This window comes from Geodermatophilus sp. URMC 62, from assembly GCF_052931475.1.
The window spans coordinates 4,607,415-4,631,282 of record NZ_JBRFHY010000001.1; the positions used below are offsets into that span (position 1 = coordinate 4,607,415).

Annotated in this window: 23 protein-coding genes; 20 read left to right on the forward strand and 3 right to left on the reverse strand. The window is 75.5% G+C overall.

Annotated features, from left to right (window positions below; genetic code table 11):
- The first annotated feature begins 80 nt into the window (after positions 1-80).
- From dop to pafA, 8 genes are all read left to right on the forward strand, one after another.
- Positions 81-1,586: a depupylase/deamidase Dop gene (gene dop / locus ACU616_RS22175; protein ID WP_446760575.1), complete on the forward strand. Its 1,506-nt coding sequence runs from the start codon at positions 81-83 to the stop codon at positions 1,584-1,586.
- Positions 1,586-2,629, forward strand: a complete 1,044-nt coding sequence (locus tag ACU616_RS22180) for an acyl-CoA dehydrogenase family protein (protein WP_446760576.1) — start codon at positions 1,586-1,588, stop codon at positions 2,627-2,629. The genes dop and ACU616_RS22180 overlap by 1 nt, the downstream gene beginning before the upstream one ends.
- A 131-nt stretch (positions 2,630-2,760) precedes the next feature.
- A complete protein-coding gene (locus tag ACU616_RS22185; protein ID WP_446760577.1) occupies positions 2,761-2,970 on the forward strand; it encodes a ubiquitin-like protein Pup in 210 nt (69 codons plus the stop codon).
- A gap of 168 nt (positions 2,971-3,138) precedes the next feature.
- Positions 3,139-3,948, forward strand: a complete 810-nt coding sequence (locus tag ACU616_RS22190) for an IS5 family transposase (RefSeq protein ID WP_446758835.1) — start codon at positions 3,139-3,141, stop codon at positions 3,946-3,948.
- Positions 3,949-3,975: 27 nt separating this feature from the next.
- The gene (locus ACU616_RS22195; protein ID WP_446760578.1) at positions 3,976-4,734 is read left to right on the forward strand and encodes an endonuclease VII domain-containing protein; all 759 of its coding nucleotides are present in this window, start codon (positions 3,976-3,978) and stop codon (positions 4,732-4,734) included.
- Positions 4,735-4,875: 141 nt separating this feature from the next.
- On the forward strand, positions 4,876-5,718 hold the full coding sequence (gene prcB, locus ACU616_RS22200; protein ID WP_446760579.1) for a proteasome subunit beta: 843 nt from the start codon (positions 4,876-4,878) through the stop codon (positions 5,716-5,718).
- A 5-nt stretch (positions 5,719-5,723) separates the two neighbouring features.
- On the forward strand, positions 5,724-6,686 hold the full coding sequence (gene prcA / locus ACU616_RS22205) for a proteasome subunit alpha (protein WP_446760580.1): 963 nt from the start codon (positions 5,724-5,726) through the stop codon (positions 6,684-6,686).
- A gap of 56 nt (positions 6,687-6,742) precedes the next feature.
- Positions 6,743-8,101 carry a Pup--protein ligase gene (pafA, locus tag ACU616_RS22210; RefSeq protein ID WP_446760581.1) on the forward strand — a complete coding sequence of 453 codons (1,359 nt, stop codon included), beginning with the start codon at positions 6,743-6,745 and terminating at the stop codon, positions 8,099-8,101.
- Between the two features lie 64 nt (positions 8,102-8,165).
- Here the strand turns inward: pafA and ACU616_RS22215 are convergent, their stop codons facing one another.
- Entirely contained in the window at positions 8,166-9,263 is a 1,098-nt protein-coding gene (locus ACU616_RS22215) for a DUF3866 family protein (RefSeq protein WP_446760582.1), read from the reverse strand.
- 126 nt (positions 9,264-9,389) lie between these two features.
- On the opposite strand from ACU616_RS22215, the gene ACU616_RS22220 reads away from it, so the two are divergent.
- The 8 genes from ACU616_RS22220 to ACU616_RS22255 all read left to right on the forward strand — a co-directional run bounded on the left by ACU616_RS22220 (position 9,390) and on the right by ACU616_RS22255 (position 17,776).
- Positions 9,390-10,367, forward strand: a complete 978-nt coding sequence (locus ACU616_RS22220) for a helix-turn-helix transcriptional regulator (RefSeq protein WP_446760583.1) — start codon at positions 9,390-9,392, stop codon at positions 10,365-10,367.
- Entirely contained in the window at positions 10,364-11,353 is a 990-nt protein-coding gene (locus ACU616_RS22225; RefSeq protein WP_446760584.1) for a helix-turn-helix transcriptional regulator, read from the forward strand. Before ACU616_RS22220 ends, ACU616_RS22225 begins: the two co-directional genes overlap by 4 nt.
- 10 nt (positions 11,354-11,363) lie before the next feature.
- Entirely contained in the window at positions 11,364-11,594 is a 231-nt protein-coding gene (locus tag ACU616_RS22230) for a hypothetical protein (RefSeq protein WP_446760585.1), read from the forward strand.
- 121 nt (positions 11,595-11,715) lie between these two features.
- Positions 11,716-12,000, forward strand: coding sequence for a Sec-independent protein translocase subunit TatA (gene tatA / locus ACU616_RS22235; RefSeq protein WP_446760586.1), 285 nt, complete (start codon positions 11,716-11,718; stop codon positions 11,998-12,000).
- Between the two features lie 20 nt (positions 12,001-12,020).
- Complete coding sequence (gene tatC, locus ACU616_RS22240) at positions 12,021-12,974, forward strand: twin-arginine translocase subunit TatC (protein ID WP_446760587.1); 954 nt, start codon at positions 12,021-12,023, stop codon at positions 12,972-12,974.
- Between the two features lie 119 nt (positions 12,975-13,093).
- Entirely contained in the window at positions 13,094-14,008 is a 915-nt protein-coding gene (locus tag ACU616_RS22245; protein ID WP_446760588.1) for a diacylglycerol kinase family protein, read from the forward strand.
- Between the two features lie 165 nt (positions 14,009-14,173).
- Positions 14,174-17,020: a DEAD/DEAH box helicase gene (locus ACU616_RS22250; protein ID WP_446760589.1), complete on the forward strand. Its 2,847-nt coding sequence runs from the start codon at positions 14,174-14,176 to the stop codon at positions 17,018-17,020.
- Positions 17,021-17,131: 111 nt separating this feature from the next.
- Positions 17,132-17,776 (forward strand): DUF4333 domain-containing protein, encoded by a 645-nt coding sequence (locus ACU616_RS22255; protein WP_446760590.1) that lies wholly within the window; start codon positions 17,132-17,134, stop codon positions 17,774-17,776.
- A 16-nt stretch (positions 17,777-17,792) separates the two neighbouring features.
- Here the strand turns inward: ACU616_RS22255 and ACU616_RS22260 are convergent, their stop codons facing one another.
- Positions 17,793-18,713: a 5'-3' exonuclease gene (locus tag ACU616_RS22260; RefSeq protein ID WP_446761515.1), complete on the reverse strand. Its 921-nt coding sequence runs from the start codon at positions 18,711-18,713 to the stop codon at positions 17,793-17,795.
- Between the two features lie 77 nt (positions 18,714-18,790).
- Here ACU616_RS22260 and ACU616_RS22265 point away from each other — a divergent pair, with 77 nt between their 5' ends.
- From ACU616_RS22265 to ACU616_RS22275, 3 genes are all read left to right on the forward strand, one after another.
- Positions 18,791-19,930 carry a M24 family metallopeptidase gene (locus ACU616_RS22265; protein WP_446760591.1) on the forward strand — a complete coding sequence of 380 codons (1,140 nt, stop codon included), beginning with the start codon at positions 18,791-18,793 and terminating at the stop codon, positions 19,928-19,930.
- Positions 19,905-20,384: an Lrp/AsnC family transcriptional regulator gene (locus tag ACU616_RS22270; RefSeq protein WP_446760592.1), complete on the forward strand. Its 480-nt coding sequence runs from the start codon at positions 19,905-19,907 to the stop codon at positions 20,382-20,384. Before ACU616_RS22265 ends, ACU616_RS22270 begins: the two co-directional genes overlap by 26 nt.
- 136 nt (positions 20,385-20,520) lie before the next feature.
- Positions 20,521-21,660: an Rv2578c family radical SAM protein gene (locus tag ACU616_RS22275; protein ID WP_446760593.1), complete on the forward strand. Its 1,140-nt coding sequence runs from the start codon at positions 20,521-20,523 to the stop codon at positions 21,658-21,660.
- Between the two features lie 22 nt (positions 21,661-21,682).
- On the opposite strand, the gene ACU616_RS22280 is transcribed toward ACU616_RS22275, so the two are convergent.
- Positions 21,683-22,537: a hypothetical protein gene (locus ACU616_RS22280; RefSeq protein WP_446760594.1), complete on the reverse strand. Its 855-nt coding sequence runs from the start codon at positions 22,535-22,537 to the stop codon at positions 21,683-21,685.
- Positions 22,538-22,686: 149 nt separating this feature from the next.
- Between ACU616_RS22280 and ACU616_RS22285 the strand changes: the two genes are divergently transcribed.
- Positions 22,687-23,835, forward strand: coding sequence for a carboxylate-amine ligase (locus tag ACU616_RS22285; protein WP_446760595.1), 1,149 nt, complete (start codon positions 22,687-22,689; stop codon positions 23,833-23,835).
- Positions 23,836-23,868: the final 33 nt, after the last annotated feature.

Sequence of the window (23,868 nt, forward strand, 5' to 3'; positions counted from 1 at the left end):
CGCCCGTGCCCGCCGGCGCGGGGCCGCGGGGCCGTGCACGCCGCCGCGGGCGCCGCCGCAGTGACGCCTAGTCTCGGGACATGAGCGTGCGCCGGGTGATGGGGACCGAGGTCGAGTACGGCATCTCGGTGCCCGGGCAGCCCACGGCCAACCCCACGACCCTCTCCAGCCAGGTGGTGAACGCCTGGGCGGTGGCCGACGCCCCGACCCGGCGCCGGCCGCGGTGGGACTTCGAGGAGGAGTCCCCGCTGCGCGACGCCCGCGGCTTCGACCTCTCCCCGGCCAACGCCCTCGACCACACCGACCTCGACGAGGACTCGGGGATGGCCAACGTCATCCTCACCAACGGCGCCCGGCTCTACGTCGACCACGCCCACCCGGAGTACTCGACGCCGGAGGTCACCAACCCGCGCGACGTCGTCCTGTGGGACAAGGCGGGGGAGCGGGTGATGGCCGAGGCCGCCCGGCGGGCCGCGCGGATCCCGGGCACCCAGCCCATCCAGCTGTACAAGAACAACACCGACGGCAAGGGCGCCAGCTACGGGGCGCACGAAAACTACCTGATGGACCGGCGCACGCCGTTCATCGACATCATCCGCGGGCTGATCCCGTTCTTCGTGAGCCGGCAGGTCTTCGCCGGCGCCGGCCGGGTCGGCATCGGCCCCGAGGGCCGGACCAAGGGCTTCCAGATCTCCTCGCGCGCCGACTTCTTCGAGGTCGAGGTGGGTCTGGAGACGACGCTCAAGCGGCCGATCATCAACACCCGCGACGAGCCGCACGCCAACCCCGACGAGTACCGCCGGCTGCACGTGATCATCGGCGACGCCAACCTCGCGGAGCTGTCGACCTACCTCAAGGTCGGGACGACGTCGCTGGTGCTGGCGATGATCGAGGCGCGGGCGCTGACCGAGGACCTGTCGATCGAGGAGCCCGTGGCGGCGCTGCAGGCGGTCAGCCACGACCCGTCGCTGACCACCCAGGTGCGGCTGCGCGACGGCCGGCGGATGACCGCCCTCGACGTCCAGCGGGCCTACCTCGACCAGGCCGCGCGCTTCGTCGACCGCACCGGCACCGACGACGAGCAGACCGCCGACGTGCTGCGCCGCTGGGCGGAGGTGCTCGACGACCTCGCTGTCGACCCGATGCGCTGCGCCGACCGGCTCGACTGGCCGGCCAAGCTGCGGCTGCTGGAGGGCTACCGCTCGCGGGACGGGCTGGACTGGGGCGACTCGCGGCTGCAGCTGGTCGACCTGCAGTACTCCGACGTCCGGCCGGAGAAGGGCCTCTACCAGCGGCTGGTGGCGCGCGGCTCGATGCAGCGGCTGCTCGGCGACGACGAGGTCGCCCGCGCGATCGTCACCCCGCCGGCCGACACCCGCGCCTTCTTCCGCGGCGAGTGCCTGCGGCGGTTCCCGGCGCAGGTGGCGGCGGCCTCGTGGGACTCCGTCGTCTTCGACCTCGGCCGGGAGAACCTGGTCCGCATCCCGACGATGGAGCCGCTGCGCGGCACGCGCGAGCACGTCGGCCTGCTGTTCGAGTCGACGTCGTCGGCGCAGGAGCTGGTCGACACGATCACGGGCGGTTGATGGCCGGACCTCCTCCTCCGCACCCCCCGCACGCCGGCGGCGGGACGCGGGAGGAGGCCGGGCCGGTCGCCGTCGCCGGGCGGCTGGCCGCCGACCTGCTCGCGCCCGCGGCCGCCGGGGTCGACGCCGGTGGCGTGCTCCCGCGCGGGCACCTCGACGCGCTGGCCGACGCCGGCCTCTACGGGCTGACCGGCCCGCGCTCGGCCGGGGGCCTGGCCGCCGACGTGGCGACGGTCGCCGCGGTGGTCGAGGAGCTGGCCGCCGGTGACCTGGCGACGACGTTCGTCTGGCTGCAGCACCTGGGCGTGGTGTCCCGGCTGGCCGCGCACCGTCCGCCGGCGCTGTCCGACCGGCTGCCCGACCTCTGCGCCGGCCGGTTGCGGGCCGGGATCGCGCTGCTGGCGGCCGTGCGGCCGGGCCCGCCGGCGATCACCGTGCGGGCCGACGCCGGCGACCTCGTCCTGGACGGGGCCGTCCCGTGGGTGACCGGCTGGGGCGCGGTCGACGTCGTCCTGGTGGCCGCCCGCGACGGCGAGGACGTGCTGTTCGTGCTCGTCGACGCCGTGGCGGGGCCGACCCTCGGCGTGGCGCGGCAGCAGCTGGTCGCGGTGCAGGCGAGCGCGACGGTCGAGCTGCGGCTGGCCGGGCACCGCGTCCCCGCCGCGCGCCTGGTGCACCGCGCCCTGCTGGCCGAGCTGCTGGCCGGGGACGCGGCCACCCTCCGGGTCAACGGGTCGCTGGCGCTCGGCCTGGTCCGGCGCTGCACCCGGCTGGTCGGGCCCTCACCGCTGGACGAGGACCTGGCCGCCGTCCGGGCCCGGCTCGACGCCGCCGGGCCGGCGGACCTGCCCGACGCCCGGGCGCAGGCCGCCGCGCTGGCGCACCGCGCCGCGGGCGCCCTGGTGGTGGCCACGGGGAGCCGGTCGGTCCGCGCCGGCAGCGACGCCGAGCGGACGGCGCGGGAGGCGCTGTTCCTGCTGGTCTTCGGCTCGCGCCCGGCGATCAGGGCGTCGCTGCTGGGCCGCCTGGGTGGCACGCGCTGACCCGGGCGTTGCCGTTATCCCCAACTCAGCCCACGAACCAACGGTGACCCGGTGTGCGCGACCGACGGGTGTCGGTCCCTGCGGGTAGTTTCGGCGGCAGCACGCACCCGGCGCGCACCAGGGGAGGGCATATGGCCACCAGGGACACCGGCGGACAGCAGCGGACGACCCGCTCTCGGGAGGAGACCGAGGAGGTCGAGGCGTCGGTCGACACCGAGGTCGCCGAGCGGCACAAGGAGATGTCCGAGGACGTCGACGCCATTCTCGACGAGATCGACGACGTCCTCGAGGAGAACGCCGAGGAATTCGTTCGCTCGTACGTGCAAAAAGGAGGCCAGTGAAGGCCTTTCTTGCGCATTGAGGTCTTCTCAACCGATTTGCGCGGAAGAGCTTTGCTGAACGCTGAATGAGCAGGTCAGTGGCTGGACGACGACGTCGCTGCACAGGGGCGTGGGGTCCGGCAGAGGATGGCGTCGACCAAGAACGACCCTCATCCGCACGGACCCCACGTGATCACTTACTCTGCCACGCTCGACGTGCCCGAGGCCACCGCCGTCCTGCTCACCGACCTGCTGATCGCCGAACGCCGCCGCCGCGGCACCGGCATAGGCGCCCGCGCCGCCTCCGCCCGCGACCAGGCCATCTTGGTGCTGCGCTGGTTCCGCCAGGACGCCGACATGCCCACCCTGGCCCGCGACACCGGCGTCTCGGTCGCCACCGGCTACCGCTACCTGCACGAGGGCATCGACGTGCTCGCCGACCAAGCCCCCGACCTGCACCGAGTGCTCGAGGCCGGAAGTGCCGCCGGCTGGAGCCACGTCGTCCTCGACGGCACGCTCATCCGCACCGACCGCTGCCGGACCACCAACCCCGAGTCCGGTCACGACCTGTGGTACTCCGGCAAGCACCGCGCTCACGGCGGCAACGTGCAGGTCGTCTGCGACCCGGACGGTTTCCCGGTGGCCGTCTCCCCCGTCGAGCCGGGCTCGATGCACGACCTCGCCGCCGCCCGGGCCACCGGGTTCCTCGGTGCGCTGCACGCCGCGGCCGCGCTGCTGGGCCTGCCCGCCCTGGCCGACAAGGGCTATGACGGCGCGGGCGTCGGCATCCATACGCCGGCCAAGGGTGCCCACCTGGCACCCAGCACCGCGACCCGCAACCGACTGCTGACCCGGCTGCGCGCCGAGGGTGAGCGCGGCATCGCACTGCTCAAGAACCGGTGGAAAGCACTGCGCCGGATTCGGCTGTGCCCGCAGCGGATCGGTGCGGTCGTCGCCGCCGCACTCATCCTGACCAACGCCGAGCGACCAAACCGTTGAGAACACCTCATTCTTCGGGGCGCAAGAATGGATCGCAAGTACTGTCGCGACTGCGGTGAGGAGAGACCGGTCGCGGAGTTCACGAGGAACCGGAACTCCCGCGACGGTCTCGCCTTCTACTGCCGTGAGCACGCGCGGCGCCGCCACCGCAGGAGCCGTGACGAGCGCGTCGGGACGCCGGTACGCCGCCACTCGCGGGACGTCGTCGTACCGGAAGGGCACAAGCGGTGCCCCGACTGCGGGACGGTCCTCCCACTGTCGTCTTTCGGACGGAACGCCGCTGCCAGCAGCGGCCTGAACTCCTACTGCAGACCATGTCACAACGCCCGCGGCAGGGCGTCCAAGGAGAAGGTCGGCGGATCGAGGACTTACCACCTGAGGCGGCGGTACGGGATCACCGCGGAGGAAGTCGACGCGATGTTCGCGGAACAGGGTGGACGCTGTGCCATCTGTCGTCGGGCACCGGCTCTGCACGTCGACCACGACCACCGCAGCGGGGAGGTGCGCGCACTCCTCTGCTTCAGGTGCAACGGTGGTCTCGGCCAGTTCAAGGACGACCCTGCCACGCTGCGCGCCGCCGCTCGGTACGTGGAGCGCCACCGCGTCGGGCCGACCGGTGCGGACGAGCCGGGAGTCGGTGGGCGGTGCCCGCGGGCACCGCGCCGGTCCCGCGACCCCGGTGGGCTCGCCGTCCGAGGCCGGGCCGCCGGGTGCTCCCACCGCGACGTGGTGCGCGCCCGGGTCGCGGCCCTGACCGCCTCCCTGGACCGGCCTCCTCCCCGGTGATCCCGGCCGGCCGCGCCCGGAGCCGGGTCCTCTGCCGCCCCGGGTGGGCGGTCGGGCGCGCCGGTAGGGTCGACGGCAGGTGCCGCGGGGTCCCCACGGCGCGTCGATCAGCACCCCCAGCGGGGCGGAGAGGTGGACGGGTTGACCCAGTCGCACACCGGTCGGAGCGGCTTCCCGCCCGCCTACCTGGACCGGGTGGGTTCCTCGTTCACCGACTTCCTGGCCTCCGCGGCCCCGGACCTGCTGCCCGGGCGGCGCCCGGTGCCGCAGATCCCCGCCGGTGACCTCACCCCGCACGGCACCACGATCGTGGCGGTCACCTACGCCGGCGGCGTGCTGATGGGCGGCGACCGCCGCGCCACGATGGGCAACCTGATCAGCTCCCGCGACATCGAGAAGGTCTACCCGGCCGACTCCTGGTCGGTCATCGGCATCGCCGGTGCCGCGGGCATCGCCATCGAGATGGTGAAGCTCTACCAGGTCGAGCTCGAGCACTACGAGAAGATCGAGGGGCTCACCCTCAGTCTCGACGGCAAGGCCAACCGCCTGGCCCAGATGATCCGCGGCAACCTCGGGGCCGCCCTGCAGGGCCTGGCCGTCGTCCCGCTGTTCGCCGGCTACGACCTCGACGCCGCCCCCGGCGCGATCCCGGGCCGGATCTTCAGCTACGACGTCACCGGCGGGAACTACGAGGAGCGCGGCTATGCCGCGGTCGGCTCGGGCTCGCTGTTCGCCAAGAACTCGCTGAAGAAGACCTGGCGCCAGGGGCTCGACGGCGCCGCGGCCACCCGCACCCTGGTCGAGGCGCTCTACGACGCCGCCGACGACGACTCGGCCACCGGCGGCCCCGACCCGGTGCGCCGCCTCTACCCGATCGTCTACCGGGTCGACGCCGAGGGCGCCGTCCGCCTGGCCGACGACGAGGTCGCCGACGTCGCGCGGACCGTCATCGACGAGCGGGCCGCCGCCGAGGGACAGGGCTGACCGCCATGACCATGCCGTACTACGCCTCGCCCGAGCAGCTGATGCGCGACCGCTCGGAGTACGCCCGCAAGGGCATCTCCCGCGGTCGCAGCGTCGCCGTCCTCACCTACGCCGACGGCGTGCTGTTCATCGCCGAGAACCCCAGCTCGACGCTGCACAAGGTCGGCGAGCTCTACGACCGCATCGGCTTCGCCGCCGTGGGCCGCTACAGCGAGTTCGAGAGCCTGCGGGTGGCCGGCGTCCGGCTGGCCGACGTCCGCGGGTACTCCTACAACCGGCGCGACGTCACCGGCCGGGTGATCGCCAACGCCTACGCGCAGACCCTCGGCGAGATCTTCACCCAGCAGATGAAGCCCTACGAGGTGGAGCTGTGCGTGGCCGAGGTCGGCGACAGCTCCGAGGGCGACCAGCTGTTCCGGCTCACCTTCGACGGGTCGATCGTCGACGAGCCGGACTTCGTCGTCATGGGCGGGCAGGCTGACGCGGTGAGCAACCACCTGCGGGAGGCCTTCCGCCCCGGGCTGCCGCTGGGCGAGGCGCTGATGGTCGGCGTCCGGGCCCTGTCGGCGGTCAGCCCGGCGATGTCGGGGGGCAACGGGGACGGGGGTCTGCTCCAGGCCGCCCAGCTCGAGGTCGCCGTCCTGGACCGCCGCCGGCCCAAGCGGGCGTTCCGCCGGGTGGTCGGCGCCGCCCTGGCCGGCCTGCTCGGCGACCGGTCGGCCGGCGACGTCGTCGCCGAGGGCACCACGCACGCGCACGCCCCCAGCGCCCCCCAGCCGGGCACCCCGGCCGGCCTGGGTGACCCGGCCGCCCCCGACACCGCCGGCGGCACCGGCGGCTCGGGGGAGGGCAGCGGCCCCCAGCCCGGCCCGGCCGACGGCGCCGGCGGCGGCACGGACGGCGGCACGGACGGCGGCACGGACGGCGGCACGGACGGCGGCACGGACGGCGGGGCTCCGGCGTCCTGAGCGGCGGGCCGCGCCGGGAACCGGCCGGAGTCGCATCCGGCGCCTAGAGTCGGTCCGTGGACCGACGGATCTTCGGGATCGAGACCGAGTACGGCGTCACGTGCACCTTCCGCGGGCAGCGGCGGCTGTCCCCGGACGAGGTCGCCCGCTACCTGTTCCGGCGCGTGGTCTCGTGGGGGCGCAGCTCCAACGTGTTCCTCCGCAACGGCTCGCGCCTCTACCTCGACGTCGGCAGTCACCCCGAGTACGCCACCGCCGAGTGCGACGACCTCACCGAGCTCGTCGTCCACGACAAGGCCGGCGAGCGGATCCTCGAGGGCCTGCTGGTCGACGCCGAGCAGCGGCTGGCCGAGGAGGGTGTCACCGGCGACATCTACCTGTTCAAGAACAACACCGACTCGGCCGGCAACAGCTACGGCTGCCACGAGAACTACTGCGTCGGCCGGCACGGGGAGTTCAGCCGGCTGGCCGACGTCCTCATCCCGTTCCTGGTCAGCCGGCAGCTGATCGTCGGCGCGGGCAAGGTGCTGCAGACCCCGCGCGGGGCGATCTACTGCGTGAGCCAGCGGGCCGAACACATCTGGGAGGGCGTGTCCTCGGCGACCACGCGCTCCCGGCCGATCATCAACACCCGCGACGAGCCGCACGCCGACGCCGAGCGCTACCGGCGGCTGCACGTCATCGTCGGCGACTCGAACATGAACGAGACGACGACGCTGCTCAAGGTCACCATCACCGACCTGGTGCTGCGGATGATCGAGGCCGGGGTCCCGATCCGGGACATGGCGCTGGAGAACCCGATCCGCGCCATCCGCGAGATCAGCCACGACATCACCGGCCGGCGCCGGGTCCGCCTGGCCAACGGCAAGGAGATGTCGGCGCTGGAGATCCAGGCCGAGTACCACTCCCGCGCCGCGGAGTTCGTCGACCGGGAGGGTTTCGGCCCGGTGCACCGGCAGATGCTCGAGCTGTGGGGGCGGGTGCTCAAGGCCGTCGACACCGAGGACCTCTCGCTGATCGACCGCGAGATCGACTGGGCCACCAAGCTGTCGCTGATCGAGCGCTACCGCAGCAAGCGGGACCTGACGCTGTCCTCCCCGCGGGTGGCGCAGATGGACCTCGCCTACCACGACATCAGCCGCCGGCGGGGCCTGTACTACCTGCTCGAGCGCGCCGGCCAGGTCGAGCGGGTGGCGCACGAGCCGCGGGTGTTCGAGGCGAAGAACGTGCCGCCGCAGACCACCCGCGCCAAGCTGCGCGGGGAGTTCATCCGCAAGGCCCAGGAGAAGCGGCGCGACTTCACCGTCGACTGGGTGCACCTCAAGCTCAACGACCAGGCCCAGCGGACCGTGCTGTGCAAGGACCCGTTCAAGAGCGTCGACGAGCGGGTGGACAAGCTCATCGCCTCGATGTGAGGGCCGCCGCGGGGTGAGGGCCGCCGCGGGTGAGACCGCGCCGGCCCCGGTCGAGTGGGTGCCCTCAGTCGATCGGGACCTGCAGGGCGGCGTAGCGGCCGGCGGCCGCGGCGGCCAGGAAGTAGGCGCGCTCCTCGGGCCAGCCGCGGCCCATGGTCGACAGCGTCACCGGCGAGAGCTGCAGCGCCTCGTCGAGGCCGTCGGTGTCGACCCACACGACCTCGTTGCGCTCGGGCTGGCCGGCGAGGTCCTCCTCGACCTGCTGGCCGAGCTCGGAGCCCAGTCCGCGCGGCGCCACCAGGGTCACCCCGGCCAGCGCCACCCGGCCGAAGGCGGTCAGCGAGTGGTGTGAGACCCCGCGGTGGCGGGGGCGCGGGTCGGCGTCGGAGATCCGCAGCGCCCCGACCGGCTCCCCGCCGAGCACCGACACGGCGTTGCACGCCTCCCCGGCGGCCACCCCGGAGAAGCCCCACGACGTCCCGGTGCCCAGGTTGCCCGGCCCCTGCGTGACGACCGTGACGTCGGCGCCGAGCACGTGCCTGGCCGCCAGCAGCCCGGTGTGCAGCGTGACCGCCTCCAGGTCGCCGCCGAAGGCCTGCCCCACGGTCACCACCCCGGTCAGCGAGGGCGCCAGCGTGTGCAGCGTGCGGGAGAACCCGGCCACCAGCGCGCCGCCGTCGGTCATGACGTAGGCGACCTTGAGGTCGGGGTCGGTGGCGAAGACGCCGATCAGCGCCGCCGGCAGCGCCGAGTGCAGGTCGGCGACGACCACCGGCATGCCGCCGAGGTCCTCGGCCTCGGCGATCGCGGCGTGGTGCTCGGTGTCCTGCTCGTCGACGCCCTGCACGCTCACCTGCAGCGGCGTGTACCGGGCCTTGACCAGGTGGCCGGGGCCGGTGGGGTCCGGCGGCAGCCGGTCGGGGACGGCGACGACGAGCGCGTAGCCGCCGGTGCCCAGGCGCTGCGCCCAGGCGGTGGTGTTGAGCAGCACCTCGTCACCGACCTCGGGGACGCCGACCAGCGACGGGTGGGCCAGCGACCGCACCTCGCCGTCCCCGTCGACGGCGACGGTGAGCTCCTGGGCGTCGCGCCAACTGCGTCCCAGGGCGGTCACCCGCCCGCGCCGCCAGCGGATCCGGTGCACGCTCGTCTGCTCCCCCACGGGGGGAGCGTAGGGACCCCGGCGCCCGCGGCCCGGCGTGGCCCCGCTGCAGGGGCCCTCCGCCTGAGCCTGCGAGGCGTGAGCCTGCGAGGCGTGGGGGGCGGCGGGGTCCCTACTCTGGGGAGCGTGTCGGCGAAGCGGGCGGAGCGGCTGGTCAACCTGGTCATCGCCCTGCTCGGCACCCGGCAGTACGTGACCGCGGCCCGGATCCGGGCGATCGTGCCCGGCTACGAGCCCGACGACGGCACCGCCCGCGCCGACGAGGCGTTCAAGCGGATGTTCGAGCGGGACAAGGCCGAGCTGCGGGAGATGGGCGTCCCGCTGGAGACCGGCCGCACCAGCGTCTTCGACACCGAGGACGGCTACCGCATCGCCCGGGCCGACTACGAGCTGCCCGAGATCACGCTGACCGGCGAGGAGGCCGCCGCCGTCGGCCTGGCGCTGCGGCTGTGGGAGTCCGCCCAGCTGGCCGGGGCCGCGCACAGCGCCCTGGTCAAGCTGCGCGCCGCGGGGGTCGACGTCGACCCGACCCGCGCGCTGCCCGTGCAGCCGCGGCTGGACTCCGGCGAGCCGGCCTTCGAGCCCTGCTACGCCGCCGCCCGCGACCGCCGGGTGCTGCAGTTCGACTACCGCCGGCCCGACGAGGACACCCCCGCGCGCCGGCACGTGCAGCCCTGGGGCGTCGTCGCCTGGCACGGCCGCTGGTACCTCGTCGGCCAGGACCTCGACCGGCAGGCGCCGCGGGTGTTCCGCCTGTCCCGGGTGGTCGGGGTGCCGCGGGCCACCGGCCCGGAGGGTGCCTTCGAGCCGCCGCCGGACGTCGACCTCGCCGCCCTGGTCGCGCGGCAGGCCGGGGGGGAGGAGCACCTGGTGGTGGTCCGCGCCCGTCCCGGCGCCGCGGTGGGCCTGCGCCGCTGGGGCACGCCGCTGGGTGCCGCCGACGACGGGGACGACCGGCTGCAGCTGCGCACCACCGAGCCCTGGCGGCTGGCCGACCAGCTGGCCGCCTACGGACCCGACGTCGTCGTCGAGTCACCGCAGTCGGTGCGCGCCGCCGTCGTCGAGCGGCTGACCCGGCTCGCGGCGATGGGGGAGCGGGCGTGACCGGCCCGGCCACCAACGAGCGGATGACCCGGCTGCTCTCCCTGGTCCCCTACCTCACCGCCCGGCCGGAGGGTGTGCCGCTGGCCGAGGCCGCCCGCGACTTCGGCGTCCCCGAGCGGCAGCTGCGCCGCGACCTGGACCTGCTGTGGATGTGCGGCCTGCCCGGCTACGGCCCCGGCGACCTCATCGACCTGGCCTTCGAGGGCGACCGGGTGCGGGTCACCTTCACCGCCGGCATGGTCCGCCCGCTGCGGCTGACCACCGACGAGGCGGTGGCCCTGGTGGTGGCGCTGCGCACGCTGCTCGACCTGCCCGGTCTCGCCGAGCAGGAGGCGGTCAGCCGGGCGCTGGCCAAGGTGTCGGCCGCCGCCGGGCACGCCGCCGAGCGGGTCACCCCGGTGGCGCTGTCGGTCGACGCCCGCGAGCAGGCGCTCGCCGTCGTCCGCGACGGGCTGGAGCGCAGGCGGGCGCTGCACCTGCACTACTACGTGCCCACCCGCGACGAGCGCACCGAGCGCACCGTCGACCCGATGCGGCTGCTGCTCGTCGACGGCCGCTGGTACCTGGAGGCCTGGTCCCGGGAGGTCGGCGGCGTCCGGCTGTTCCGGCTCGACCGCATCGACGACGTCCGGGTCCTCGACGAGCCGGCCGCCCCGCCGCCGCAGGCCGCGCCGCGCGACGTGGAGTCCGGCCTCTACCAGCCCGAGCCCGGGTCGCCGGTGGTGCGGCTGCGGCTGGCCCGCACCGCGCGCTGGGTGGCCGAGTACTACCCGGTCGAGGACGTCCGGGAGGTCGGCGACCCGCCCGGGGGGCTGGCCGTCGCGCTGCGCACCGCCGACCTGGCCTGGGCCCGCCGCCTGGTGGCCTCCCTCGGCGGCGCGGCCACCGTCGAGGCGCCGGCCGAGCTGGCCGCCGCCGTCGCCGCCGACGCCCGCGCCGCGCTGGACCGGTACGCGCCCGGCGCCGGCCCGGCACCCGGGGCCTAGGGTCGTGGGCGTGCTGCTGCTCGTGGTCTGGATCGCCGTCGTCGTGCTGTCCCTGGTCGTCCTCGGCGCCCTGGCCCACGGCGTCCTCGGCGCGTTCGGGCGGCTGGGCCGGGAGCTGCAGGCCGCCGAGCGGGACGTGGCGCCGCTGCTGGAGCAGGCGCAGGCAGCCGCTGCCCGGGCGGCCGCGCTGCAGTCGGCCGACGAGCGGACGCCGGCGCGCCGGGGAGCGCACGCCGGCTGACCGCCGGCGGCTCGCGCACCCGGCGGCGCACCCACCGGCGGGACGCGGCGTCCGCCGAGGGACCCGGCGACGAACACCCTGCGGCGTAGCATCGCCCCCGTTCCCTCGACCTGGAGGACGCATGAACCTCGGTGCGCCGGAGATCATCCTGATCATCCTCGCGATCCTGCTGCTCTTCGGCTACAAGAAGCTGCCCGACGCCTCGCGCTCCCTGGGTCGCTCGCTGCGCATCTTCAAGGGCGAGATGAAGGGCATGAAGGACGACGACCGCAGCCGTCCGGCCCAGCTCGAGGCCTCCGACGCCGACCGCCGAGCCCAGCTCGAGGCCGAGGCGGCCGCCGCCGAGGCGCGCGCGGCCGAGCTGCGGGCGCGCGCCGCCCAGCCCGGCGCCGCCGAGCCCCGCTGACCGCTCCGCGGCGCAGGAACGTGAGCGCGTCCGGCACCCGGGGACGCCGGCGCCGTCGGCCCCCGCGCGACCCCGAGGCGACGATGACCCTCGTCGCGCACCTCACCGAGCTGCGCAACCGGATCGCCAAGGCGCTGCTGGCGCTGGCGCTGGGCACCGTCGTCGGCTTCCTCTGGTACGACCACGGGCTGCTGGCGTTCCTCACCGAGCCCTACTGCTCGGTGCCGCCGCAGCTGCGCTTCCAGGGCTCGCAGGACTGCCAGCTGGTGGTGCTCGACGTCTTCGGCGGCCTGCTGCTGCGGCTCAAGGTCGGTGTGATCGCCGGCGCGGTGCTGTCCTCGCCGTTCTGGCTCTACCAGCTGTGGGCGTTCATCACCCCAGGCCTCAAGCGCAACGAGAAGCGCTACACGGTCGCCTTCGTCGCGGCCTCGAGCACGCTGTTCGCCCTCGGCGCGGTCCTGGCCTACGTCACCCTCTACAAGGGCCTGGAGCTGCTGCTCGGCCTGGCCGGCGACGAGGTGGCCTTCCAGCTCACCGCCCCGGACTACCTGGGTTTCGTCATCAGCCTGCTGGTGGCCTTCGGGCTGAGCTTCGAACTGCCGCTGGTCCTCGTCGCGCTCAACCTCGTCGGCGTCTTGTCCCACGCGGCGCTGGCCCGCAGTCGGCGCTGGATCTTCTTCCTGACCATCGTGTTCGCCGCGTTCGTCACCCCCACGCAGGACCCCTTCACCATGCTGGCCATGGCCGTGCCGATGGTGCTGCTCTTCGAGCTGGCCATCCAGGTCGCCCGGGTGGTGGACAAGCGGCGCGCCCGGCGCGACGCGCTCGAACACTTCCACGACGTCGGCGACGACGAGGCCTCCCCGCTCGACGCCCGGCCCTCCGCCGTCGACGCCGCCCCGACCCCCTACGAGGAGCTGCACCGCGACGGCGCTGCTCCGCACCCGCGTCCCGGCGCGTCCTCCCGCGGCTGACCGCTCCGTCGGGCGCCGCGCCGCGGTGCTCCGGACCGCGTGCCCTCCCCATCCCGCGCGGCCCGGTCCCTGCGACGATGCGCCGGTCCCGGATCGCGGGGCGCAGGGGAGGGGGCCGGGTGAGCGCCGGTGTCGACGTCGCCGTCCTCGTCGGTCCCGCCGCCGGACGGGGACGCGCGCGGACGGTCTCCGGCGCCGTCCTGGACGTGCTGCGCCGGGGCGGCCTGACGCCGCGGCTGCTCCCGGCCGCCAGCCGGGCGGAGGCCGAGCGCGCCGCGGCCGCCGCCGTGGCCGGAGGGGCTGCGGCCGTCGTGGCGGTCGGGGGCGACGGGGTCGCGCACGCGGCGCTGCAGGCCGTCGCCGGGACCGCGACGCCGCTGGCGGTCGTGCCCGCCGGCACGGGCAACGACCTCGCCCTGGCCCTCGGCGTGCCGCCCGAGCCGGTGACCGCCGCGGTGGCCGCGGCCGCGGACCTGCGCGACGGCGACGTCCGCGCGGTCGACGCCGGGCGCACCGCCGGGCGGTGGTGGGCCACCGTGCTGTGCTGCGGCTTCGACTCCGCCGTCACCGACCGGGCCGACCGGCTGCGCTGGCCGCGCGGTCGGCGCCGCTACGACGTCGCGGTCCTCGCCGAGCTGGCCCGGCTGCGGCCCCGGGAGGTGACGCTCGTCCTCGACGGCGCGGCCCGCACGCTGCCGGTCACGCTGGTCGCCGTCGGCAACACCGCGTGCTACGGCGGGGGCCTGCGGGTGTGCCCGGCCGCCGACCCCGCCGACGGGCTGCTCGACGTCACCGTGGTGGGGCCGGTGTCGCGCCAGGAGCTGGTGCGCACCCGGCCGCGGCTGGCCGACGGCAGCCACGTCGGGCACCCCGCCGTCACCGTGCACCGGGCCGCGCGGGTCGGGCTCGCCGGTGCCGGGCTGACCACCCACGCCGACGGGGAGCCGGTCGCGGCGCTGCCGGTCGTGGCCGAGGCCGTGCCCGGCGCCCTGCACGTGGTGGGCACCGGGCGGGGTGTGGCCACGATCAGGTGACCTGATCGTGGCGCGTCCTCCCTCACGGTGGGCGGTGCGGGAGGACGCGCTGCCGTGAGGGAGGACGGTCGACACCCGACCACCACCTCGACCGTTATCCCCAACAAACGCGACGAACGTCTTCGGGACCGGCGACCTCCCGGCGGAGCGCCTAACGTGGGGAGCATGTCCAGCCCCGCCGAGCGGTACGCGGCTGCCCGGCGGCGCAGTGCGCACCCGACCCTCGCCGACTTCACCGCCGACCTCGGGTTCTCCCTCGACCCGTTCCAGGTGGAGGCGTGCGAGGCGCTCGACGAGGGCGCCGGCGTGCTGGTGTGCGCGCCGACCGGCGCCGGCAAGACCGTCGTCGGCGAGTTCGCGGTGCACAAGGCGCTGGCCGAGGGGCGCAAGGCCTTCTACACGACGCCGATCAAGGCGCTGTCCAACCAGAAGTACAACGACCTGGTCGCGCGCTACGGCGAGGACCGGGTCGGCCTGCTCACCGGCGACAACGCCGTCAACGGCGACGCCCCGGTGGTGGTGATGACCACCGAGGTGCTGCGCAACATGCTCTACGCCGAGTCGCCGGCCATCGACGGCCTCGGCTACGTGGTGATGGACGAGGTGCACTACCTCGCCGACCGCTTCCGCGGCGCCGTGTGGGAGGAGGTGATCATCCACCTGCCGGCATCGGTGACGCTGGTGTCGCTGTCGGCGACGGTCAGCAACGCCGAGGAGTTCGCCGACTGGCTGGTCACCGTCCGCGGCCACACCAGGGTCGTGGTCAGCGAGGTCCGGCCGATCCCGCTGTGGCAGCACATGCTGGTCGGCGGCCGGGTGTTCGACCTGTTCAGCCTGCGGCCGGCCGCGCACGCCGCCGAGCTGGGGGAGACGCCGCGGGGACAGTCCACCCGCGACCGTGGTGCCAGCGTCGTCGACCCCGAGCTCGTGCGGTACGTGCGGGAGCACGAGCGGCGCCTGGACAGCTGGGGCGGCGGCAACGGCGGGTCCCGTCGCGACCGCGACTGGCACAAGCCGCGCCACCGGCCGCCGTCGCGCACCGAGGTGGTGGAGCGCCTCGACCGCGCCGGGCTGCTCCCGGCGATCACGTTCATCTTCAGCCGCAACGGCTGCGACGCCGCCGTCGCCCAGTGCCTGCAGTCGGGCCTGCGGCTGACCGACGAGGCCGAGCGGGCCGAGATCGCGCGGATCATCGACGAGCGCACCGGCTCGCTGCCCGACGAGGACCTGCACGTCCTGGGGTTCTGGGAGTGGCGTGAGGGCCTGTTGGCGGGGCTGGCCGCCCACCACGCCGGGCTGGTGCCGGCGTTCAAGGAGACCGTGGAGGAGTGCTTCGTGCGCGGCCTGGTCAAGGCCGTGTTCGCCACCGAGACCCTGGCGCTGGGCATCAACATGCCCGCCCGCACCGTCGTCCTCGAGCGGCTGGTCAAGTGGAACGGCGAGGCGCACGTCGACGTCACGCCGGGGGAGTACACCCAGCTCACCGGGCGGGCCGGGCGCCGCGGGATCGACGTCGAGGGGCACGCCGTCGTGGTGTGGGCGCCGGGCATGGACCCCTCGGTGGTCGCCGGGCTGGCCAGCACCCGCACCTATCCGCTGCGGTCGAGTTTCCGGCCCAGCTACAACATGGCGGTCAACCTGGTCGGCAGCTTCGGCCGGGCGCGCGCCCGCGAGCTGCTGGCCTCCTCCTTCGCCCAGTTCCAGGCCGACCGCTCGGTGGTCGGCCTGGCGCGGTCGGCGGCGCGGCACGAGCGCGAGGCCGAGCGGGCCGCCGCCGAGATGACCTCCGAGGGCGGCGACGTCGCCGGGTACGCGCGGCTGCGCCGGGAGATCGCCGACCGGGAGAGGGAGCTCTCCCGCGACTCGGCGGCCAAGCGCCGGATCGAGGCCGCCGACGCGCTGGCCGCGCTGCGCCCGGGCGACGTGATCCGGGTGCCGTCGGGACGGCGGCAGGGGCTGGCGGTGGTCCTCGACCCGGGGATCACCGACCTGGCCGACCCGCGGCCGCTGGTGCTCACCGAGGACAAGTGGGCCGGCCGGCTGGGCAGCGTGGACTTCCCGACGCCGGTGGCCGCGCTCGCCCGCGTCCGGGTGCCCAAGAACTTCAACCACCGCAGCCCGCACGCCCGCCGCGACCTGGCCTCCACGCTGCGGGCCGCCCGGGTGGAGAACGACCTCGGGGCGCGGCGGGTCAAGCAGCGGTCGGCGGCGGCCGACGACCCGGTGCTGGCCGACCTGCGGCGCGCGCTGCGCCACCATCCGGTGCACGCGCTGCCCGACCGGGAGGACCGGGTGCGCGCGGCGGAGCGGTACCTGCGCGCGGTCGCCGAGGCCGAGGCCACGCACCGCAGGATGGCCGAGCGCACCGGCTCCCTGACCCGGCAGTTCGACCGCACCTGCGACGTCCTCGAGGAGCTGGGCTACCTGGTGCCCGAGGCCGCGCCGCTGGTGCCGGCCGACACCGACGAGCCGGTGCCCGTCGACGACGTCCCCCGGGTGACCGGCGAGGGCCGGCGGCTGGCCCGCATCTGGTCCGACGGCGACCTGCTGATCGCCGAGTGCCTGCGCGCCGGTGCCTGGCGCGGGCTGGGGCCGGCCGAGCTCGCCGCCGCGGTCTCCACGCTGGTGTTCGAGGCGCGCCGCGAGTTGCCGGGGCAGCCGGCGGTGCCGGGGGGCGCGGTCGCCGCGGCGATCGCCGAGATGCGCCGCATCCGGGCACGGCTGCAGGACGTCGAGCTCGACCGCGGATTGCCGGCCACCCGCGACCTGGACCTGGGCTTCGCGTGGGCGGCCTACCGCTGGGCCGACGGGCAGAGCCTCGACCGGGTGCTCGCCGGCGCCGAGCAGGCCGGCACCGAGCTCTCCGGTGGGGACTTCGTCCGGTGGGCCCGCCAGCTCATCGACGTGCTCGACCAGCTGGCGAAGGTGGCCGACGAGTCGGTGGCCGGGGTGGCGCGGGCCGCGGTGGGCCGGGTCCGGCGCGGCGTGGTCGCCGTCGCGGTCAGCGGCTGACGCACGGGCGCGCAGGCACGGGGCGAGCGTCCCCGTGGGGCACGATCACCTGGCGCCCGTGGCGCGGTGTCGTGGGACGGCCCCCGCGGGGTCGGAGGAAGAGGAGCGACGATGAGCAACCCACCGCAGGGTGGCCAGCCGGGGCAGTACGGGCACCCGGAGCAGTACGGGCAGCAGCCCGGCCCGTACGGCCCACCGGGTCAGTACGGCCAGCCGGGTGAGCAGCCGGGTGGGCAGCCGGGGCAGTACGGCCAGCCGGGTCCGTGGGGGCCGCCGGGCGGCTACCAGCAGCCGGGACCCTACGGGCAGCCCGGCCCGTACGGACAACCTGGCCCCTACGGGCAGCCCGGCCCCTACGGGCAGCCCGGCGCGCCCGGCGCGCCCGGCCAGCCGTTCGGGCCCTACGGCCAGCCCGGCTCCGGGCCGCCCGGCGGCTTCGGCCCGCCCCCGAAGAAGTCGCGCACCCGCCCCCTCATCGGCACGGCGACGGCCGTGGTCCTCATCGGCGTCGGGATCCTCCTGGCGCTGCTCCTCGGCCGCGACGTCCTGGACGGCGACCGGGCCGAGGAGGACATCGCCCAGCAGTACCAGGAGACCTTCGGCGTCGGCATCGACGTCGACTGCGACGACGAGATGATCGTGCGCGACGGCGCCACCTACGCGTGCTCGGGCACCACCGAGGACGGCGAGGACGTGACCATCCGGGTCGCGATCACCGACGAGGACTCGGCGGCCTACACCTGGCAGGTCGTCTGACCCGGGCCGGCCGGCGTCACCGGTCCAGGACGTCGGCCGGCCACCCCAGGGCCGCGCCCAGCCGCCCGAGCGAGGAGCGCAGGCCGTGCGCGTCGGCGAGCGCCGCCAGCGCGGCGGGGTCGGCCGGCCGGCGGGGGAGCTGCCCCTCCACGGCGGGCAGGTCGACGTCCCGCGCCACGGCCACCACGACCGGGGCGGCGTCGAGGTACGCGCCGCCGGCGTGCAGCTTCTTCAGGACGGCGGCGGTGAGCGGCGCCCTCGGCACCACGGTGCGCGCCGCGGCCGCCCGGATGCCGGCCAGGTCGCCGAACTCGGCGACCAGCGCCGCCGCGGTCTTCGCGCCGATCCCGGCCACGCCGGGCAGCCCGTCGCTGGGGTCGCCGCGCAGGACGGCGAAGTCGGCGTACGCCCGCCCCGGGATCCCGTACCTCGCGCTCACCGCCGCCTCGTCGACCACCTCGATGTCGGCGATGCCCCGGTTGGTGTAGAGCACCCGGATCCCGCGGGCGTCGTCGACGAGCTGGAACAGGTCGCGGTCGCCGGTGACGACGTCGACCGGGCCGCGTGCCCGGGTGGCCAGCGTGCCGATGACGTCGTCGGCCTCGTAGCCTGGCGCCCCGACCCGGGCGATGCCGGCCGCGGCCAGCACGTCGACGAGGACCGGCACCTGCGGCGCCAGCTCGTCGGGGGTCTCCTCCCCGCCGTCGGGGGAGAGCCGGTGTGCCTTGTAGGAGGGCAGCGCCTCGACGCGGAAAGCCGGGCGCCAGTCGTCGTCCCAGCAGGCCACCAGCCGGTCGGGGGAGTGCGCGGTGAGCAGCCGGGCGGTCATGTCCAGGAACCCGCGGACGGCGTTCACCGGCCGCCCGTCGGGGGAGGTCACGCTGGTCGGGACGCCGTAGAAGGCCCGGAAGTAGAGGCTCGCGGCGTCGAGCAGCATCGTCGTCACGGGCGGGGACGGTAACGGTCCGGCGAACCCGGGCGGGCGGGGTCGGTGCCCGGGGTTAGTGTCCGGGCGTGGCAACGACCGCGGGGGCCCTCGTCACCATCGACCGCGTGTACGCCGCGCGCGCCGTCGCCGCGGAGCTCGGCGTCGACGTCCTCGTGCTCACCCCGGGGTCGGACCTGCGCTACCTCACCGGCTACGACGCGCACGCGATGGAGCGGCTGACCGCCCTCGTCGTCCCGCGCAGCGGCGAGCCGCTGCTGGTCGTCCCGCGGCTGGAGGCCCCGATGGTCGCCGCGAGCCCCGCCGGCGCGCTCGACCTGGACCTGCACGCCTGGGACGAGACCAACGACCCCTTCGCCGTGGTCGCCCGCGAGGTCACCGCCCGGCTCGGGACCGCGCCGGCCCGGGTGGCCGTCGGCGCCCGCACCTGGGCCGAGCACGCCCTGGGCGTGCACCGGGCGCTGCCCGGCTCCGCGCTGGAGCTGGCGACGCCGGTCGTCGACCGGCTGCGGATGGTGAAGACCGGCGCCGAGGTCGAGGAGCTCGCCGCGGCCGGTGCGGCCATCGACCGCGTGCACGCGCGGATGGGCGAGTGGCTGCGGGTGGGCCGCAGCGAGGCCGAGGTGGGTGCCGACATCGCCGCGGCGATCCTGGCCGAGGGCCACGTCGGGGTGGACTTCACCATCGTCGGGTCCGGGCCCAACGGCGCCAGCCCGCACCACGAGCTCTCCGACCGGGTGGTGCGGGCCGGTGACCTCGTCGTCGTCGACATCGGCGGGGAGACCGCGACCGGCTACCGCTCCGACTGCACCCGCAGTTACGTCGTCGGCGGCGAGCCCGACGCCGAGGTGGCCGAGTGGTACGCCGTCCTGCAGGACGCGCAGCAGGCCGCGGTGGCCGCCGTCCGGCCCGGGGTGACCGCCGAGCAGGTCGATGCCGTGGCCCGCGACCGGATCACCGCGGCCGGCTGGGGCGAGCACTTCATCCACCGCACCGGCCACGGCATCGGCCTGGACACCCACGAGGCGCCCTACATCGTGGCGGGCAACGACCTGCCGCTCGAGGCCGGCATGGCCTTCTCGGTGGAGCCGGGCATCTACCTCGCCGGCCGGTGCGGCGCGCGGATCGAGGACATCGTCGTGTGCACCGACGAGGGCGTGCGCGCACTGAACCGGGGTCCCCGTGAGCTCGTCGTCCTCCCCGGCTGAGCCCGGGGCGCCGACCGCCCCGGACGTCGACCGGGCCCTGCTCGCGGCCCTCGCCCGCGACGGGCGGGCCAGCTACACCGAGCTGGCCGAGCGGGTCGGCCTGTCGGTGTCGGCGGTGCACCAGCGGGTGCGGCGCCTGGAGCAGCGCGGGCTGATCACCGGCTACCGGGCCGGCATCGACGCGCGGCAGCTCGGGCTCGGGATGACCGCGTTCGTCTCGATCACCCCGCTCGACCTCGCCGAGGCCGACGACGCCCCGGCCAAGCTGGCCCACCTGTCCGCGATCGAGGCCTGCCACTCGGTGGCGGGGGTGGAGAGCTACCTGCTCAAGGTCCGGGTGGCCTCCCCGGAGGCCCTCGAGGCGCTGCTGCGGGAGATCCGGGCGACGGCGAACGTCAACACGCGCACCACCGTCGTCCTCTCCACCTTCTACGAGGACCGGCCGCCGCTCTGAGCCCGCCCGCCGCCATCGAGCAGCGCCCCTCGTCACCTCGACCGTTATCCCCAACTAATCACTACATTTGACGGGAAGGCGGTGACGCAACGACGAGCCGCCTGGACAGGCTCTCGAACGTGTGTTCGCATGAGGCATGCGATGGGACGCCCAGCGCCTCGACGACGGGGACGCGACGCTGCTGCCCGGCATGCCCAGCACACGGGGACTGCTGCGCAGCGTCGAGGTGCCCGAGTTCCCGGGTGCGACGCTGCACGAGGTCCTGTGCCGGTCGGCGCTCAACGCGGTGCCCGACGGCTCCCGGGTGCCCTTCCGCTACACGATCAACCCCTACCGGGGCTGCCTCCACCAGTGCGTTTACTGCTACGCCCGGTCGACGCACGAGTGGCTGGACCTGGACGCCGGGCGGGACTTCGACACCCAGATCGTGGTCAAGACCAACCTCGTCGAGGTGCTGCGGCGCGAGCTGGCGAAGCCCTCCTGGCGGCGCGAGCACGTGGCGCTGGGCACCAACACCGACCCCTACCAGCGCGCCGAAGGTCGCTACCGGCTCATGCCCGGGGTGATCCGGGCGCTGGCCGACTCCGGCACGCCGTTCTCCGTCCTCACCAAGGGCACGCTGGCGCGCCGCGACGTCCCCCTGCTGGCCTCGGCGGTCCGGGACGTCCCGGTGGGCTTCGGTGTCTCCCTGGCCATCTGGGACGAGCAGCTGCACGCGAGCCTCGAGCCGGGCGTACCCTTGCCGCGGGCCCGGCTGGACCTGGTCCGCGCGGTCACCGACGCCGGCCTGCCGTGCGGCGTCTTCCTCGCTCCGGTCCTGCCCGGCCTCACCGACCGGCGCAGCGACCTCGACGCCGCCCTGGGCGCCGTCGCTGCGGCGGGGGCGACCGGGGTGACGGTCGTCCCGCTGCACCTGCGTCCCGGCGCGCGGGAGTGGTTCTCCGCGTGGCTGGCCCGGGAGCACCCCGCGCTCGTGGGCCGCTACCGCCAGCTGTACCGGGGTGGCGCCCACGTGCCCGCCGAGTACCGGGCGTGGCTGGCCGAGCGGGTCACGCCGCTGCTGCGCCGCCACGGCCTGGACGGCTCCTCCGCGGGGCAGGTGCGGGGCGCCGGCGGGACGGCGGCCTCCGGGGTGCCCGGCGACGACGAGGCGGCGTTCCCCGCCGGCGCCCTGCCGCCGGTCCGCGAGGGGGGAGCGACACCGGCCCGGCGCCCGCGCACCCGCGCCTCGGCGGTGGGGGAGGGTGACCTCGCCGGGCAGCTGCGCCTGCTGTGAGCCGGTGGGGGAGGGGAGGGGCTCAGCCCGCCGGCGCGCCGGCGGCGCGGTTGGCCCGGGCGGCGCGCTCGGCCCGGACCGCGCCGCGCTCGGCCACCGGCTCGGCGCCCGCGGCCAGGGCCAGGCGGCGGTAGGAGTCGTAGGACAGCGTCTCGTAGACGGCGGCCAGCGCCTCGGCCCGGGCCCGCCGCGCGCCGGCGCTGGTCGCGCGCAGGTGCAGCGCGGTGCGGACGGCGTGCTTGGTGAAGGTGACCTGCAGCGCCTGGCTGGACAGCCGGCCACCCACGTGTGAGGTGTATCCGGGGCCCCGCCGCAGCGCCGGCAGCACCCAGGGGCTCTCGGCCAGCGCCGGGAAGCGGTTGCGCACGGCTTCCCAGGCGTGCCAGGCGGACAGGGCGCCGGGCACCGACCACTCGCCGTCGTCGGTGCGCACCAGCAGCCGGCGGGTCGTCGGGTGGACCTGCTCGCGGCGCAGGTCGCGGAAGGCACCCACCGGGGCCGGCCAGCGCAGCGCGATCGCGCACCAGACGACGGTGCGCAGGTGTTCGGGCTGCTCGCTGCGGACCTCGGTCAGCGGCCGCAGGTCCAGCGTGCGGGGATCGGGCTCCGGGGTGGGCGGTACGGGCAGCGGCACGCCCCCGTAGCGGGCGACCTTGCTGTAGAGCGTGACGGTGGCCGGCTTCCAGCCCCGCGCCGCGGCGACGTCGTCCATGCCCCCGGCCGCGAGCTCCTCCGGACCCAGGCCCAGCTCCAGGGCGGCGTCGATCAGCCGGCGCCACTGGACGGCGTAGCCCTCCGGCGGCACCAGCCGCTGCCAGGCCCGCGCCGCCGGCGGGGACGGCATCTCCGGAAGGGGGTGCTGCCAGCTCCGGCTCATGTGCCCACCATACCCGTTATCCCTAACATTCACGTCATTTTACCAGTTGCGCCTACGGCGCAAGAGGACCAGTTACCCGCAAGGCCCCTTTCGGGCGGATCGCCGTCCTCCGTCCTGCGCGGTGGAGCACCGCCGACCACGATGTGCCGGTGCGCACGGTGGGAGTGGAGGAGGAGCTGCTCGTCGTCGATCCGTCGGGGGTGCCGGTGCCGCTGGGCCCTGAGGCCCTCGTGGTGGCCTCGCGGCGGGGCGAGGGGGAGACGCCCGAGGAGCACGACCGTGCCTCGCACGCGGGGGAGGAGGGCCGGGGGGAGTCGCCGGGCCACCTCGTCCCCGAGCTGATGCAGCAGCAGCTGGAGCTGGGCACCCGCGTGTGCACCGACCTGGCCGAGGTGACCGGGGAGCTGCGGTACTGGCGCGGCCGGGCCGACGCCGCGGCGCGGGCCGTGGGGGCCCGGGTGGCCGCGCTGGCCAGCTCGCCGGTGGCCGTGGAGCCGGTCACCACGCCGGGGGAGCGGTACGAGGAGATGGCGGCGACCTTCGGGCTCACCGCGCTCGAGCAGCTGACCTGCGGCTGCCACGTGCACGTGTCGGTCGCCGACGACGAGGAGGGCGTCGCCGTTCTCGACCGGATCCGGACCTGGCTGCCGGTGCTCACCGCGCTGACGGTGAACTCGCCGTTCTGGCTGGGCCGCGACAGCGGGTACGCCAGCTTCCGGTCGCAGTCGTGGAACCGCTGGCCCTCCTCGGGCGCCACCGAGCCGTTCGGCGACGCCGCAACCTACCACCGGGTGGTCGCCGACCTGGTGGCGACGCGGACGATCGTCGACGCCGGGATGGTCTACTTCGACGCCCGGCTGTCGCAGAGCTGGCCGACCGTCGAGGTGCGCATCGCCGACGTCTGCCTGCGCGTGGAGGACGCCGTCACCCACACCGGGCTCGTCCGCGGGCTGGTGGAGACCGCCGCCCGGGAGTGGCGGGCCGGACGGGCGGCGCCGGGTGCGCGCAGCGAGCTGCTGCGGGTGGCAGCGTGGCGGGCCGGACGCTCGGGCACCACCGGTGAGCTCGTGCACCCGCTCACCGGCCGTCCCGCGCCGGCCGCCGACGTCGTGACCGCCCTGCTCGAGCACGTCACGCCGGCGCTGGAGGAGACCGGGGACCACGCCCGGGTGTCGGAGGGCGTGGCCGAGATCCTGGCCCGCGGGACCGGCGCGGACCTGCAGCGCCGGGTGCACCGCGACACCGGTGAGCTGGCGGCCGTCGTCCGCGCCGCCGTGGACGTGACGGCCGGGCGGTGACGGCCGGGCGGTGACGGCCGGCGAGCCTCCCGC